Source organism: Hydrogenophaga sp. H7 (genome assembly GCF_002025745.1).
In the GTDB taxonomy this organism is placed as follows: domain Bacteria; phylum Pseudomonadota; class Gammaproteobacteria; order Burkholderiales; family Burkholderiaceae_C; genus Hydrogenophaga; species Hydrogenophaga pseudoflava.
This window is the reverse complement of record NZ_MCIC01000015.1, coordinates 1-14,095: the sequence shown is the minus strand read 5'-3', so window position 1 is coordinate 14,095 and position 14,095 is coordinate 1. Positions and strand designations below refer to the sequence as shown.

The following is a 14,095-nucleotide window of genomic DNA, read 5'->3' as shown; positions in this document are numbered from 1 at the left end:
ACGGGTCTTTGAAGGATGCAACGGCCCGAACCGCCCCGGGGTCCCCCAAAGAAGGAGCCACGGGCATACTCCAGAGCCGTGACCCCGGAAGAATCCAGAGACAACCTGTTCGACGAACTCAGCCCCGAATCCCCCGGGGACTGGGCCCTGTCGTGGTCGGTGCCCGCCGACGCCGGGCACCGCGACGAGCTGCGCGACAGCGGCGACCCGCGGGCCCTGGCCCCGCGCTGGGGCCGCTTCTTCGACCACGTAGGCACCGACGGTCTGGCCGACCTGAACCGCCGCGCCGAGAACCTGCAGCGCCAGATCCGCGACAACGGCGTCACCTACAACGTCTACGCCGACGCCGCCAGCGGCCTGCAGCGCCCCTGGGCGCTCGACCTGTTCCCCATGATCGTGGACCCGCGGGAATGGGCACAGATCGAGGCCGGCGTGCTGCAGCGCGCGCGCCTGCTCAACGGCATGATGGCCGACCTCTATGGCCCGCAGGAGTTGCTGCGCCGCGCCCTGCTGCCCACGGCGCTGGCCCAGGGCCATCCAGGCTACCTGCGCGCCATGAAGGGTGTGACGCCGCCGGGCAACACCTGGCTGCACATCGCCGCCTTCGACCTCGCGCACGGTCCCGACGGGCGCTGGTGGGTGGTCGGCCAGCGCACCCAGGCGCCCTCGGGCCTGGGCTACCTGCTGGAAAACCGCATCGCCATCGCGCGGCAGTTCCCCAAGGCCTTTGCCGGCATGAAGGTGCAGCGCCTGGCTGCCAGCTACCGGGCGCTGATGGACGGCATCAAGGCGCTGTCGCCCGAGGGTGAGGACGCGCGCATCGCCCTGCTCACGCCCGGCCCCTACAACGAAACCTACTTCGAGCACGCCTACCTGGCGCGCTACCTGGGCCTGACCCTGGTCGAGGGCAACGACCTGACGGTGCGCGACCAGCGCCTCTACCTCAAGACGCTCAAGGGGCTGGAGCCGGTGCACGCGCTGATCAAGCGCGTGGACGACCAGTGGCTGGACCCGCTGGAGCTGCGCCCGGACTCCGGCCTGGGCGTGCCCGGCCTGCTGCAGGTGCTGCGCGCGGGCAACCTGCTGCTGGCCAACGCACCGGGCTCGGCGCCGCTGGAATCGAGCGCGCTGCTGGGCTTCCTGCCCGCCATCAGCCGCCACCTGCTGGGCGAGGAACTGGAACTGCCCTCGCTGGCCACCTGGTGGTGCGGCGAAGACGCTGCGCTGCGCGAGGTGCTGCCCCTGCTCAAGGGCGGCGTGATCAAACCCACCTACCCTGGCTCGGGTCTGGAGACGGCCATCGGCCAGAGCCTGAACGCCCGCGAGCTGGACGAATGGTCGGGCCGCATGGTGCGCCACCCCGACGACTACACCGTGCAGTCCTGGTTGCCGCTCTCGCAAACGCCCACCTGGACCGGCGAGCGCCTGTTGCCGCGCTCGGCCATGCTGCGCGTGTTCGCGCTGGCCGACGGGCCGCAGAGCTGGCGCGTGCTGCCCGGCGGGCTGGTGCGGCTGGCGCCCCGCGGTCAGCTGATGGCGTCCATGCAGCGCGGCGGATCCAGCGCCGACTGCTGGGTGATGACCGACGGCGAGGTCGACACCACCAGCCTGCTGCAGTCGCAGCCCAGCACCCTGGCCCTGGCGCACCAGAAACGCCCGGTCACCAGCCGCGCGGCAGAAAACCTGTTCTGGCTGGGCCGCTACACCGAGCGCGCCGAGAACGCGGTACGGCTCGCCCGCATCGTGCTCGACCACCTGGGTGGTGAAGAGCCCAGCTCGCGCGCCCTGCTCGCCTGGCTCTCGGCCACCGCACGCGAGAATGCCCTGGTGCTGGACGATGTGCCCGGCGCCGAGCAGGCCGCGCGCGTGTTCGCGCGCTCGCTGATGGCCGGCCTGTCGCCCGCGCCAGGCTCGCCCCTGGCGGGCCAGAGCTGCAGCGTGGGCCACAACCTGCGCGCGCTCAAGAGCGCCGCGGCCCAGGTGCGCGACCGGCTCTCACCCGAGCACTGGAACCTCATCGAACACGCCGAGGCCAGCTTCGCGCAGGACTGCGCCGCCATGGCGGCCGACGCCGAGTACGGCACCGCCGAGGCGCTGGCCGCCCTCGCCGCGCTGAGCGAGCGCCTGGCCGCCATCACCGGCGCGCAGACCGACCGCATGGTGCGCGACAACGGCTGGCGCCTGCTGTCCGTGGGCCGCCACATCGAGCGGCTGATCACGCTCTCGCGCGCGCTCTCGCTCGGGCTGGAGCACCGCTGCATGGACGACCCGACGGGCTTCGAGGCGGTGGTCGCGCTGTTCGACAGCACCATCACCTTCCACGCCCAGTACCAGCAGCGGCGCGACATGGTGGCGCTGATCGATCTCCTGGTGATGGACCGGGACAACCCGCGCTCCATCGCCTGGGTGGTGCAGACCCTGCGCTCGCGGCTGGCAAAGCTCTCGCAGAGCGCCACGCCACAGGACGCGGTGCTGGCCCAGGGCCTGCCCGACCCCGACGTGTGGGTGCTGACCGAGCTGAGCAGCTGGCAGCGCGAGGGGCAGACCATGCGCTACAGCACCCTCGCCGAGCTGCTGGACGGCTGCGAGACCGCGGCGGCCGAGCTGTCCGACGAAATCACGCGGCTGCACTTCAGCCACGCCGACCGCAAGACGCGAAGCGTCGGCGTCTGAGCCATGGACCTGCGCATCCTGCATACCACCACCTACCGCTACCAGGGCAGCGTGGACCTGGCGCAGCACATGGTCCACCTCTCGCCGGTGGACACGCCCACCCAGACCGTGCGGTCGCACACGCTGACGATCTCGCCCGAACCGGCGGCCCGCAGCCAGACCACCGACGCCTTCGGCAACCTGCGCACCTTCTTCTCGCTGCAGGCGCCGCACGAGGTGCTCACCGTCACGGCCGACAGCCGGGTGGACACCCGCGCGCCCGCGCCGCTGCCCGACGACCCGGCCTGGCAGACGCAGACCTGGGAGGCCGTGCGCGATCATTTCCGCTACCGCGCCCGCGCGCCCTACGACCCCGCCAGCGAGTTCCTGTTTGCGTCCCCCCATGTGCCGCGCGACGATGCTTTCACTGCCTTTGCCCGGCCGGCCTTCGAAAACGGCCTGCCCATGCTGTCCGCCGTGCGTGCGCTCATGGAGCGCATCCACAGCGGGCTGACCTACGAAACCGCCAGCACCGAAGTCAACACCCCGGCCCTGGTTGCGCTGGCGCAGGGCAAGGGCGTGTGCCAGGACTTCGCCCACATCATGACCGGCTGCCTGCGCAGCCTGGGCCTGCCTGCGCGCTATGTCAGCGGCTACCTGCTCACCCAGCCTCCACCGGGCCAACCGCGCCTGATCGGCGCCGACGCCTCGCACGCCTGGGTCTCGGTCTACGTGCCCCTGCCACCGGGAACCGGCGCGCAGGCCGGCGACGAACCGGCGCTGGGCGCCTGGTTCGACTTCGACCCCACCAACAACCGCTGCGGCTGGGGCAGCCCCGGCGAGGACTATGTGACGCTGGCCACCGGCCGCGACTTCGCCGACGTCTCGCCCATGCGCGGCGTCATCCAGGGCGGCGCCCGCCACACGCTCGACGTGGCCGTCACGGTGGCACCACCCTACGAGCTGGAGGCGCTGCAGAACCCGCCCGCGGGCCGGTAACATCGCGCGATCGGCCGCAGTGCGTGGCCATTTCCAACGGAGCACACCATGGGCAAGGAACAGCGCAACGAAAAGATGAGCAAGAAGCCGAAAAAGGACACGTCGGTGCCCAAGGGCCCGGTCAGTTCCGACCGTCCGGTCCCGCCGGTCACCGCGGTGATCCCGCGCGGCAAGGACAAAGACAAATTCAAGTGAGCCGGGGACGGTCCGCATGAAAGCCACCTGGAACGGCGCCGTGGTCGCCGAGAGCGACGACACGGTGCTGGTCGAAGGCAACCACTACTTCCCCGAGGGCGCGCTCAACCGCGCTTTCGTCACGTTCAGCAACCACCGGACCACCTGCCCCTGGAAGGGCGAGGCCAAGTACCTCTCCCTGCTGGTCAACGGCGAGCTCAATGCCGACGCCGCCTGGTACTACCCGGACCCCAAGCCCGAAGCCGAGAACATCCGCGGACGGGTCGCGTTCTGGAAAGGCGTCAAGGTCGAGGGCTGAGCCACCGCGCGGCAGGCGCTCAGGCCGCCTGCGCGCCCAGCTTGCGCAGCTTGGCGCACCACTGCGCCACGCCCTTCTCGCCCAGCCGGTCCACCAGCCCGACCAGGGTTTCGTGCACCGGGGCGATGCCCACAAAGCCCAGGATGTTGCGCTCCAGCGACTTGACGCTGTGGGCGCGGAAGTACCAGCGGTATAGCAGCGCCGGCATGCCCATGGTCACCACGATGCGGGCCGAGCGCCCGCCCAGCGCCTTCTTGCCAAACGGGTTCTGCTCGTCGCGGTGAAAGGCGAAACCGGGCCGCGCCACCTGTTCCAGAAAACCCTTGAGTACGGCCGGCATGTCGCCCAGCCAGAGCGGGAAGCACAGCACCAGGTGCTGGCACCAGGCGATGTCGTCCTGGGCGGTCTTCAGCCCTTCGGGCAGCGCACCGCGCTCCCAGTCGGCCGCGCTTCGCAGCATCGGAAAGTCCAGCGCCCCGACGTCCACCCGCCGAACCTGATGGCCCGCCGCCTGCGCGCCCCCGGCGTAGGCATCGATCAACTGGTGCAGCAGGTGGCGCGCCCCGGCGTCGGGGTGGCCGTTGACGATCAGGATGCGGCGGGGTTCGGTGGACATGTGCGGCTCCAAAAAGGCCCATGCTGCACCCGCGCGCCGGCGCCGTCCTTGACCCGGCTCAAGCCTTCTGGAACTCCGGGTCCACTGGCACCTGCAGCCCCGTGGCGAGCTGGTTGGTCTTGGCTGCCAGCGCAATGATGGACAGCAGCTCGGCGTGCTGCTCGCGCGTCATGCCCTTGGCGGTGGCGGCCGCGGTGTGCGAGTGCACGCAGTAGCTGCAGCCGTTGATGATGGACGCGGTGATGTAGACCAGCTCCTTGGTCAGCGGGTCCAGCGTGGACGGCGTGGCCATCACCCGCTTGACCTCGGCCCAGGTCTGCTCCAGCAGCGCCGGGTCGAAGGCCAGGTAGCGCCACATGTTGTTGATGAAGTCGGTCTGGCGCGTGGCGCGGATGTCGTCGAAGACGGCCTGGACGCGCGGATCGGCCTCGGGGTTCGTGGGCGGAGCGATGGTGGACATTCGGAGTCTCGGGTGGGTCAACGTGGCTTGCGCGCCGACGGGCGCTTGTCCGCCTTGGGCTTGCGCTCCGGGCTGATGTGCCCCTCGTCGCGCAGTTTCTTCTTTCGCGCCGCGCGTTCGGCGTCGGCCTGCTTCCCGGCCTTGAGCCAGCGCGCGAACTGCTCGGGCGTCTCCAGCGTGATGCGGCCGATGTGCAGGGCGCGGAAATCGGCGATCACCAGCTCTGCGGCCTTCTGCATGTTCACCCGGCCGCCGCCGGCCAGCGCGCCGCGCTTGCGCCCGATGGCTTCGACCAGTTCGTCGTCGTGGGTCTGCGCCCAGGCCTCGGGCGACAGGCCCAGCTGGTAGCGCGCCTCCATGAGCTGCGGGTAGTCGGTCTTGAGCTTGGCGATCAGCTCGTAGGCCACCTCTTCTTCGTCGTAGGCGTTCTTGCCCACCGCACCGCTGGCGGCCAGGTTGTAGCCGCTCTCGGGCACGAAGATGCGCGGCCAGAGCATGCCCGGCGTGTCGTACAGATAGAAGTCGTCGGCCAGCGCGATGCGCGCCTCGGTGCGCGTGACGCCGGCCTCGTCGCCGGTCTTGGCGGCGCGCTTGCCCTTGAGCGTGTTGATCAGCGTGGACTTGCCGACGTTGGGAATGCCGCAGATAAGCACCCGCATGGGCTTGACCATGCCGCCGCGCCTGGGCGCCAGCTCGAAGCAGGCGTCGATGAGCGCCCGCGCGGGTGCCGTGACGCTGGCATCCAGCGCGATGGCGCGTGTGTCGGGCTGGGCGTTGTAGTGCGCCAGCCAGAGCGCGGTGCGCGCCGGGTCGGCCATGTCCTGCTTGTTGAGCACCTTGAGCGTCGGCCGCCCGCTGGTGAGCTGCTGCATCAGCGGGTTGGCGCTGCTGCCGGGCAGGCGCGCGTCGAGCATTTCGATCACGACGTCGATTTCCTTGACGCGCTCGGCGATCGCCTGCCGCGTGAGGTGCATGTGACCAGGGAACCACTGGATGCTCATGTAATGCCGTTCTGAGTGCGTGGCCGCTGCGTGCCACAATAATTTTTCTTACCAACCACAAGAGGAGACCCCATGGCCATCACCGTGAAGATCGATCTGGGCTACGAATTCAACGTCAAGGCCAAAGCCGCCGAGGTGTTCGAGCTGCTGTCGGACGTGCCGACATCGGTCAGCCATTTTCCCAAAGTCGACCAGCTGGTCGATCTGGGCGGCAACAGCTACCGCTGGGAGATGGAAAAGGTGGGCACGGCCCAGGTCAACATCCAGACGGTCTACGCCTGCAAGTACGTGAGCAAGTGGGACGCAGCCAAGGGCGTGGGCACGGTGAAATGGACACCGGTCAAGGGCGTGGGCAACGCCCTGGTCTCAGGCAGCTGGGACATCAGCGACCAGAAAAAGCACACGGCGGTCGCACTCGCCATTCAGGGCGATATCGAGGTGCCGCTGCCCGGGCTGATGAAGATGGTGGTGGTGCCGGTGGTCGAGGGCGAGTTCGAGAAGCTGGTCGAAAAGTACATCGCCAACCTGATCAAGCGCTTTGGCGGCGAGGCCTGATCAAGAAGCGCTGCGGACCTGCAGCTCCACCAGCGGGCAGGCGTTGATGATCGCGGTGGTGAGCACCAGGCCGGCCGAGGCGTAGGCCAGCACCTGCAGCAGGCCGGTGAGCGAAAACACCGCTACCAGAAGAATGGCGGCGCCGGAGAGCAAGCGGTAGGCCCGGTCTGCGCCGGTGAGGCTGTACATGGTCTAAAAACAGGTTCAGGAAAAACCTTGGACTCTAGCCAGACCGCATCCCGATGGCTTTGACACTTCTCAACTTGTCCCAAGATTTCCGGGACAAGCTTGTGGATAAGCTTGGAGAAGTCCTGTACGGGGCTCCCAAGTCATTGATGTACAAAGGCAATCTTCAATCTGCCTATTGAACAGGCAGGCACTGGCAACCCGCCCAACGGTTAGATTCGGGCCATGCCGACAGAAGATATCCCCCGCAGCTGGGTTCTGGACCTTCCCGATCAGGGCCTCGCGCTGCAGGCCCCCGAACAGCGCACCCTGCTGCAGACCCTGCAGACCGCCGGTGTGCCCTGGCCAGCCTCCTGCCGCAACGGCACCTGCCGGACCTGCATCGGCCGGCTCACCGCGGGACAGGTGCGCTATGGCGTGGACTGGCCCGGGCTGCTGCCCGAAGAAAAGACCGCAGGCGCGGTGCTGCCCTGTGTGGCCTACCCGCTCAGCGATGTCCGGCTGGAGGGTCCGGACAACTGAGCCCGCTCAGGCTTTCAGGTGCTGGGCGAAAAACGCCAGGGTGCGGTCCCAGGCCAGTTTCGCGGCGGCGGCGTCGAAACGCGGCGTGGTGTCGTTGTTGAAGCCATGCTGGGTGCCCGGGTACTGGTGGGCGGTGTGACGCACCCCGGCCGCCTTGAGTGCGGCTTCATAGGCGGGCCAGGCGGCGTTGATGCGGTCGTCCACCGCGGCGAAGTGGATCAGCAGCGGCGCCTTGACCTTGGCGGCGTCCTCCACCGGCGGGTGGTTGCCGTAGAAGGGCACGGCAGCCGCCAGATCGGGCAGCTGGGTGGCCAGGAAATGCGCCATGCCACCGCCGTAGCAGAAGCCCACCACCCCCAGCTTACCGGTGCCGTCGGCGCGCGCCTTGAGCACGGCCGCCGCGGCCAGGAAGTCCTGCCGGGTCTTGGACTGGTCGAGCTGGGCGAACAGCGCGCGGGCCTTGTCCTCGTCGCCGGGGTAGCCACCCAGCGGCGTGAGCGCATCGGGAGCCAGCGCCAGGTAGCCGTCCACCGCCAGCCGGCGGGCAATGTCCTCGATGTGCGGGTTCAGGCCACGGTTCTCATGCACCACCAGCACCGTCGGCAGCTTGCCCGAGGCCTTGGCCGGTTTGGCCAGGTAGGCCTTGACCTTGCCAGAACCATTGGGCGAGTCCACGTCGATGCGCTCGGTGGTGATGCGCGGATCACCCTGGGGCACCACCTGGGCGATTGCGAAGTCCGGGCTGAGCGCCGCGAGCAGACCGGCGGCCGTGATGCCCCCGACCGCGAACTTCGCCGCCTTGTCCAGAAACCCCCGGCGGTCTATGTCGCCGTGCACGTAGGCGTCGAAAAGGATGAGCAGTTCCTGGTCGAAATCGGCGGCGGTCAGGCGCGGGGTGGGTGCCATGGCGGTCTCCTGGATGAAAAGGAGGGCACAGGATAGGACCGGAGACCGCAGGAATTCACCGCCGCGGACATACACCCTGCACCAGCAGGGTGTTTCGCAACAGACTCAGGCAGCCTGGGCCACCACCGAGCGCGGCATCAGGCGGGCCGGGGACACGTACTCCTGCCGGTAGATCTCGAAGGGCATGGAGTCGGCTGCCTCGATGGCCTGCTGAGCCGCCAGTGAGCGCACCGCCATGTCCACGTAGCGAGACTGTTGCTGCGCACTCCAGGGCAGGTCCAGCAGCTGTTGGCGGATGGCCTGCGAGCGGGTGCGGACGAAATCGATGAACGAGGAAGCATGCTCGTGCCGGGTGGCCGCCAGCACACGGGCCGAGGGCAACGTGTCCGGGGCCAGCAGCGCAGCACGCGCAGCAGCGACGGCTTCGCAATGCGAGGCGCCACCATGCAGCGCGTCCAGGTGGTCGGCAATCGGCGCAAGCTGGTCGAGGATCTCCAGCCCCCAGTCCTGCAGCGCCACTTCTCCACCACGGCGCAACAGGTGCAGGCCGGGTTCTCGGCCGCGCGCGGCGGTCAGGTGCTGGTTGTGGGCCAGTTCGCGGATTTCCTCCGGCGTGTCGGGCGGGCTGTCCGACAGCAGACAGTGCAGCAGGAACACGTCCAGGAAGCGCAGCGTGGCCGCATCGATGCCGATGGCCTCGAAAGGGTTGAGGTCCATCAGGCGCACCTCGATGTACTCGACCCCGCGCTCGCGCAGGGCGTGCAGCGGGCGCTCGCCCTGGTGGATCACGCGCTTGGGCCGGATGGTGCCGTAGAACTCGTTCTCGATCTGCAGCAGGGTGGTGGCCAACTGGTTGTAGTCGCCCCCGGGGTTGCGGATGCCCACGGTTTCGTAGGCCGGCCACGGCCGTGTGAGCGCGTCGTGCAGTGAGGCCGCATAGCCTTCGAGGCTGTTGTAGCTCACGGCCAGCGAGGCCTGCGCATCGCTCTGGTAACCCAGGCGCCCCATGCGCAGGCTGGTGCCGTGTGGCATGTGCAGGGTGCCGCTGCTGCCCAGGGGCTGCAGCTCGTGCTGGCGCCCTTCGACGAAGGTCGAACACAGGGCCGGCGATGCTCCGAAGAGCGTCAGCAGCAGGAAGGCGTGGCGGCGAAAGTTGCGGATGAGCGCGAAGTAACCCTGGTTGTCCACCCCGGGCAGCGACCAGTTGTAGTGGATGCCGCTGATGGTCTGCATGCGGCGGCCGTAGCGGTGCCCCAGGCCCATGCGGTAGACGCTCTTGGCCCGCCCGACATTGGAGGAGCCGTAGCGCCCGAGCGGAATGGTTTCATCGGTCGGCAGGCCACACGGCATGCTGGACGCCCAGAGCATCTCTTCACCCGCCGCACCGCCCTGTGCCTGCAGGCTGCGCAGGGTGAACTGGTGGATCTCGGTGAGTTCGGCCAAACAGCTTTCCACGCTGGCGTGCACACCGGTGATCAGCTCCAGCTGCGATTCGGAATAGTCGGTGGTGATGTGCGGGTGCGTGAGCGCGCTGCCGAGCGCCGCCGGGTGCGGCGTCAGCGCGAGTTTGCCGTCGGGTTGCGACCTCAGGCTCTCCTTCTCCAGGCCACGCCGCATGCCGCGCAGTCGTTCGGCTCCCAGGCTCTCCAGCCGCTGTTCCAGGGTCTTCATGATGGTTTCTAGTCTTGACCGGGGCCGGACCTTAGCACGCCACCGGAATTTCCGCTGCAGGCACGGGCATGGGTTCCTGTGGCAGCGTTTGCGCCTGCAGCCAGGCCTCCACATGGGCCGGGTCGTTGGACTCGCGCAGCTCGTCGAACGCGCGCTGACCTTCTGGGTAGCGCTTGCGCAGGTAGTTCAGCCACTGCTTGAGCCGGCCGGCGCGGTGCCGCCGCTCCACCCGGCCACACACCTGGGACCAGAACACCGACAGCAGCGGCAGGATCTGCGACCAAGGCACACCGCCCTGCCCCCTGATCGCCAGCGCCAAGCCGGGATCGGTCACCATGCCGCGGCCGATCATGAGCCTGTCGCAGCCCGTCACCTCGCGGCAGCGCTGCGCCTCGGCCACGGTCCAGATCTCGCCGTTGGCGATCACCGGCAGGTTGGCCGGCAGCACGGTCCGCACCTCGGCGATACGCTCCCAGTAGGCCGGCGGCCGGTAGCCGTGGGCCTTGGTGCGCGCATGGATCACGAGTTCGTCGGCACCGGCCCCGGCGATGGCCAGCGCGCAGTCCTCCGCCACGCGGTCGTCGCCGTAGCCCAGCCGCATCTTGGCCGACACCGGCAGGTGCGCCGGCACCGCGCGCCGCACCGCCGACACGATGCGGCCGATCAGCTCGGGCTCGTCCAGCAGCACCGCACCGCCCCGGCTGCGGTTGACGGTCTTGGCGGGGCAGCCGAAGTTGAGGTCGACGCCGAACGGGCTGAGGGCCGCCAGCCGCGCGGCGTTCTCGGCCAGACAGACCGGGTCGGAGCCGAGCAGTTGCGGCCGCACCGGCACCCCAGCAGCGGTCCGCCCGCCGTTGAGCAGCTCGGGCACCACACGCACGAAGGCCCGCTCGGGCAGCAGGGTGTCGGTGACCCGGATGAACTCGCTCACGCAGCGGTCGACGCCGCCGGTGCGCGTGAGCACATCACGCAGCGTGGCGTCGAGCAGGCCTTCCATCGGCGCCAGCAGCAGGGTCGGAGTCATCACGGCAAAGGGGGTTGGGGCCGACAGAAACGTGACGCATGTCACTGGAAGTCCGGTCGGGTCGCGGATTGTAGGTGCATGCCTTGTGCCACGCGAAATGCAGCGACTAGGATGCCGAGTTAAACCATTTGGAGTAAAGATGCCCGCCCTGTCCGCCCGCCGCCTGTTCCGCACCTCGCCCGCCGTTGTGCTTGCGCTGGCGGCTTCCGTGGCAGCGGCACAGTCCCCAGACATCGCGCCCGACACCCGTGCCGGCACCTTCAAGCAGGTGCAGGGCGAGGTGCGGCTGGGTGGCGGCGATGGCCGCGCCGTTCAGCCGGGTGAGGCCGTTCGCGCAGGCGAACGCATCCGCACCGGCCAGGACGGCGCTGCCAGCATGGTGCTCAAGGACGGCACGGTGATGGTGCTTGGACCTGACAGCACCGCCGACCTGAGCCAGTACCGGTTCGACTCCACCACCCAGGAGGGCAACCTGCTGGTGGAACTGCTCCAGGGATCGATGCGTGTGGTCACCGGCCTGCTGGCCCGGGTCAACCCCGAACGCTTCAAGGTCAAGACCCCGACTGCGGTGGTCGGCGTGCGCGGCACCGACTTCATCGTCGAGGCCAACCCCAGGCCCGAGCCGCTCTATTACTACCTGCGTCACCACTGGAGTGACGATAGTAGACTGCGCCGATGACGCTTCCCCTCATCAGGTGCATCACCGCCGCCTCCGCAGTCGCCCTGTGCGCCGCCTGCGCACCGGCCGGCCGGGTGATCCTCCTGCCCCAGCCCGACCGCCCCACCGCGGTGGTGGTGTCCACCGCCCAGGGCTCGGCCGACCTGGCCTCCCCCTACGCCGCCGCCGAACTGGGCCACAAGGGTGAGCTGCAGCCGGCTCAGTCCAGCGAGGCCGAGGTGCGCGAGCGCTACCCCGCGCTGCTGAAGCTGGTGCCTCCGACACCGCAGCGCTTCACGCTCAACTTCCAGCCGGGCACGTCCGACCTCACCCCCGAATCGGCGGCCGAACTCGACCAGGTGGTGGTCGCCGCCCGCGCGCGCAGCGGTGGCGAAATCGTGATCGTCGGCCACACCGACCGCCAGGGCGCGGCCGACGCCAACGACGTTCTCTCGCTGGAACGCGCCAACGCCATCCGCGACCTGCTGGTCGGCAAGGGCGTCCGGCCCGAGCTGGTTGAGCCGGTGGGGCGCGGCGAGCGTGAACCGGTGGTGCCCACGGACGACGACGTGGCGGAGCCGCGCAACCGCCGGGCCGAGATCGTTGTCCGCTGAGGGGGCACCCTTGGGAGAACACAGCCTGACCCGGGCCCTGCGCGAGTTGCTGCTGGCGCGCCGCACCGCCGCGCTGGGCACGCTCGACGAACACGGTGGCGTGTTCGTTTCCATGGTGCCCTTCGCCATCGACAGTACCGCCAGCGAACTGGTGCTGCACGTCAGCGGTCTGGCGGCCCACAGCGGCAACATGCAGCGCACGCCCCGCGTCTCGCTGCTTGTGTGTGCGGCCGAGCCCGAGGGCGAGCCGGTGCACGCCCTGCCGCGCGTGACGCTGGATGCGCTGGCGCGGTTTGCCGAACCCGGCAGCCCCGAAGCCGAGGTGTCGCGCTCGGTCTATCTGCAACGCTTCCCGGAGGCCGGGATGATGACCACGCTGGGCGACTTCCGCTTCGTCCGGCTGCAGCTGCTGGGCGCGCGCCAGGTCGCCGGCTTCGGTGCTGCGCGCAGCCTGCCGGCCGACGAAGCGCGCCGCGCGCTCGAGGCACCATGAGCCCCCACGCTCCACCGCTGCGCGGGTCGCTGCCCCCCGACCTGCCGCTGATCCACGCCGACGAGCACCTGCTGGTGTTCGACAAGCCGGCCGGGCTGCTGGCCGTGCCCGGCCGCGGGCCGGAGAACCAGGACTGCCTGAGCGCCCGCGCCCAGACGCGGTACCCCGACGCCCTGATCGTGCACCGGCTGGACATGGCGACCTCGGGCCTGATCGTGATGGCGCGCGGCATCGACGCCCAGCGCCGCCTGAGCATGGCCTTCGAGAAGCGCCGGGTGCACAAGCGCTACATCGCCGCCGTCGCGGGCGAGCTGCACAACCCGCTGCCGGACAACGGCTGGAACAGCATCGACCTGCCGCTGATCGTCGACTGGCTGGCGCGACCGCGCAGCAAGGTCGACCACGACATCGGCAAACCCAGCCTGACGCGCTGGCGCCTCGCGCCCGATCCGGCGCCGGTCCCGGGCTCGACCCGGCTGGAGCTGGAACCGGTCACCGGCCGATCACACCAGCTGCGCGTGCACCTGATGGCCATCGGCTTTCCCATCGTGGGCGACCCGCTGTACGCCAGCGAGGCGCAGCAGGCCATGGCCCCACGCCTGCTGCTGCACGCCCAGGCGATCGAGATTCCGCACCCCGCGACCGACCAGCCGATGCGCTTCGAGGCACCCTGCCCGTTCTGAGGTTGCCCCGGGCCTGTCACACTGGTGGCATGCAAGACCTTGTCATCCTCACAGGTGCCTCTCGCGGACTGGGGCTGGCGATGGCGCGACAGCTGGTCGCGCCGGACCGCCTCCTGCTCTGCCTCTCGCGCCACACCAACCCCGAACTCGATACCCTGGCCCAGGCACAGGGCGCCACGGTCCTCCAATGGCCCGTGGACCTGGCCGACCCGGCGCCCGTCGCGGCGCGCCTGCAGCAGTGGCTGTCGCAGCTGGACGCGCCCAGCCTGGCCAGCGCCACCCTGATCAACAACGCCGGCGTGATCCCGGAGATCACGCCGCTGGAGCATTGCCCGCCGGACGGCATCGCCCGGGCCCTGAGGGTCGGTCTGGAAGCACCCATGCTGCTGACCGCCGCGTTCCTGAACGCCAGCGGCGCCTGGGTCGACGCCGGCTGGCGCGGCCCGCGCAAGGTGCTCAACATCTCATCCGGACTGGGGCGCCGGGCGATGGCGGCCCAGGCGCCCTACTGCGCGGCCAAGGCCGGCATGGACCACTTCTCGCGCTGTGTGGCGCTGGACGA

The 14,095-nt window shown here is 69.5% G+C and carries 18 protein-coding genes; 11 read left to right on the top strand and 7 right to left on the bottom strand.

Features of this window, described 5'->3' with window-relative positions:
* Window positions 1-15: 15 nt before the first annotated feature.
* Genes BC358_RS11450 through BC358_RS11440 form a run of 4 tightly spaced genes read left to right on the top strand, consistent with a single transcriptional unit; the run spans window position 16 to window position 4,144 of the window.
* The gene (locus BC358_RS11450) at window positions 16-2,673 is read left to right on the top strand and encodes a circularly permuted type 2 ATP-grasp protein (protein WP_079365922.1); all 2,658 of its coding nucleotides are present in this window, start codon (window positions 16-18) and stop codon (window positions 2,671-2,673) included.
* A 3-nt stretch (window positions 2,674-2,676) separates the two neighbouring features.
* On the top strand, window positions 2,677-3,651 hold the full coding sequence (locus BC358_RS11445; RefSeq protein ID WP_079365921.1) for a transglutaminase family protein: 975 nt from the start codon (window positions 2,677-2,679) through the stop codon (window positions 3,649-3,651).
* 48 nt (window positions 3,652-3,699) lie between these two features.
* On the top strand, window positions 3,700-3,846 hold the full coding sequence (locus BC358_RS22105) for a hypothetical protein (protein ID WP_164868321.1): 147 nt from the start codon (window positions 3,700-3,702) through the stop codon (window positions 3,844-3,846).
* Between the two features lie 16 nt (window positions 3,847-3,862).
* Complete coding sequence (locus tag BC358_RS11440) at window positions 3,863-4,144, top strand: DUF427 domain-containing protein (protein ID WP_079365920.1); 282 nt, start codon at window positions 3,863-3,865, stop codon at window positions 4,142-4,144.
* 19 nt (window positions 4,145-4,163) lie between these two features.
* Here the strand turns inward: BC358_RS11440 and BC358_RS11435 are convergent, their stop codons facing one another.
* The 3 genes from BC358_RS11435 to ylqF are packed head-to-tail and all read right to left on the bottom strand — an operon-like array spanning window position 4,164 to window position 6,221.
* On the bottom strand, window positions 4,164-4,760 hold the full coding sequence (locus tag BC358_RS11435; protein ID WP_079365919.1) for an NAD(P)H-dependent oxidoreductase: 597 nt from the start codon (window positions 4,758-4,760) through the stop codon (window positions 4,164-4,166).
* A 58-nt stretch (window positions 4,761-4,818) separates the two neighbouring features.
* Window positions 4,819-5,220 (bottom strand): carboxymuconolactone decarboxylase family protein, encoded by a 402-nt coding sequence (locus BC358_RS11430; protein ID WP_079365918.1) that lies wholly within the window; start codon window positions 5,218-5,220, stop codon window positions 4,819-4,821.
* 17 nt (window positions 5,221-5,237) lie between these two features.
* On the bottom strand, window positions 5,238-6,221 hold the full coding sequence (gene ylqF, locus BC358_RS11425) for a ribosome biogenesis GTPase YlqF (protein WP_079365917.1): 984 nt from the start codon (window positions 6,219-6,221) through the stop codon (window positions 5,238-5,240).
* Window positions 6,222-6,293: 72 nt separating this feature from the next.
* On the opposite strand from ylqF, the gene BC358_RS11420 reads away from it, so the two are divergent.
* Window positions 6,294-6,776 (top strand): SRPBCC family protein, encoded by a 483-nt coding sequence (locus tag BC358_RS11420; RefSeq protein ID WP_066150561.1) that lies wholly within the window; start codon window positions 6,294-6,296, stop codon window positions 6,774-6,776.
* On the opposite strand, the gene BC358_RS11415 is transcribed toward BC358_RS11420, so the two are convergent.
* On the bottom strand, window positions 6,777-6,965 hold the full coding sequence (locus tag BC358_RS11415; RefSeq protein ID WP_079365916.1) for a YgaP-like transmembrane domain: 189 nt from the start codon (window positions 6,963-6,965) through the stop codon (window positions 6,777-6,779). It abuts the gene before it with no gap.
* 222 nt (window positions 6,966-7,187) lie between these two features.
* On the opposite strand from BC358_RS11415, the gene BC358_RS11410 reads away from it, so the two are divergent.
* Window positions 7,188-7,484 (top strand): 2Fe-2S iron-sulfur cluster binding domain-containing protein, encoded by a 297-nt coding sequence (locus tag BC358_RS11410; protein ID WP_079365915.1) that lies wholly within the window; start codon window positions 7,188-7,190, stop codon window positions 7,482-7,484.
* Between the two features lie 6 nt (window positions 7,485-7,490).
* On the opposite strand, the gene BC358_RS11405 is transcribed toward BC358_RS11410, so the two are convergent.
* From BC358_RS11405 to BC358_RS11395, 3 genes are all read right to left on the bottom strand, one after another.
* Window positions 7,491-8,390 (bottom strand): dienelactone hydrolase family protein, encoded by a 900-nt coding sequence (locus BC358_RS11405; protein WP_079365914.1) that lies wholly within the window; start codon window positions 8,388-8,390, stop codon window positions 7,491-7,493.
* Between the two features lie 105 nt (window positions 8,391-8,495).
* Window positions 8,496-10,061: a glutamate--cysteine ligase gene (gene gshA, locus BC358_RS11400; protein ID WP_079365913.1), complete on the bottom strand. Its 1,566-nt coding sequence runs from the start codon at window positions 10,059-10,061 to the stop codon at window positions 8,496-8,498.
* Window positions 10,062-10,092: 31 nt separating this feature from the next.
* Window positions 10,093-11,085: a tRNA-dihydrouridine synthase gene (locus BC358_RS11395; protein WP_256861479.1), complete on the bottom strand. Its 993-nt coding sequence runs from the start codon at window positions 11,083-11,085 to the stop codon at window positions 10,093-10,095.
* A gap of 139 nt (window positions 11,086-11,224) precedes the next feature.
* On the opposite strand from BC358_RS11395, the gene BC358_RS11390 reads away from it, so the two are divergent.
* From BC358_RS11390 to BC358_RS11370, 5 genes are all read left to right on the top strand, one after another.
* On the top strand, window positions 11,225-11,764 hold the full coding sequence (locus tag BC358_RS11390; RefSeq protein ID WP_179130061.1) for a FecR domain-containing protein: 540 nt from the start codon (window positions 11,225-11,227) through the stop codon (window positions 11,762-11,764).
* Window positions 11,761-12,357 carry an OmpA family protein gene (locus BC358_RS11385; RefSeq protein ID WP_079365911.1) on the top strand — a complete coding sequence of 199 codons (597 nt, stop codon included), beginning with the start codon at window positions 11,761-11,763 and terminating at the stop codon, window positions 12,355-12,357. The genes BC358_RS11390 and BC358_RS11385 overlap by 4 nt, the downstream gene beginning before the upstream one ends.
* Before the next feature lie 10 nt (window positions 12,358-12,367).
* Window positions 12,368-12,850 carry a HugZ family protein gene (locus BC358_RS11380; protein ID WP_079365910.1) on the top strand — a complete coding sequence of 161 codons (483 nt, stop codon included), beginning with the start codon at window positions 12,368-12,370 and terminating at the stop codon, window positions 12,848-12,850.
* A complete protein-coding gene (locus BC358_RS11375) occupies window positions 12,847-13,533 on the top strand; it encodes an RluA family pseudouridine synthase (RefSeq protein WP_079365909.1) in 687 nt (228 codons plus the stop codon). The genes BC358_RS11380 and BC358_RS11375 overlap by 4 nt, the downstream gene beginning before the upstream one ends.
* A gap of 29 nt (window positions 13,534-13,562) precedes the next feature.
* Window positions 13,563-14,095: SDR family NAD(P)-dependent oxidoreductase (locus BC358_RS11370; protein ID WP_079366206.1), on the top strand; the 533-nt coding region annotated here is incomplete at its 3' end.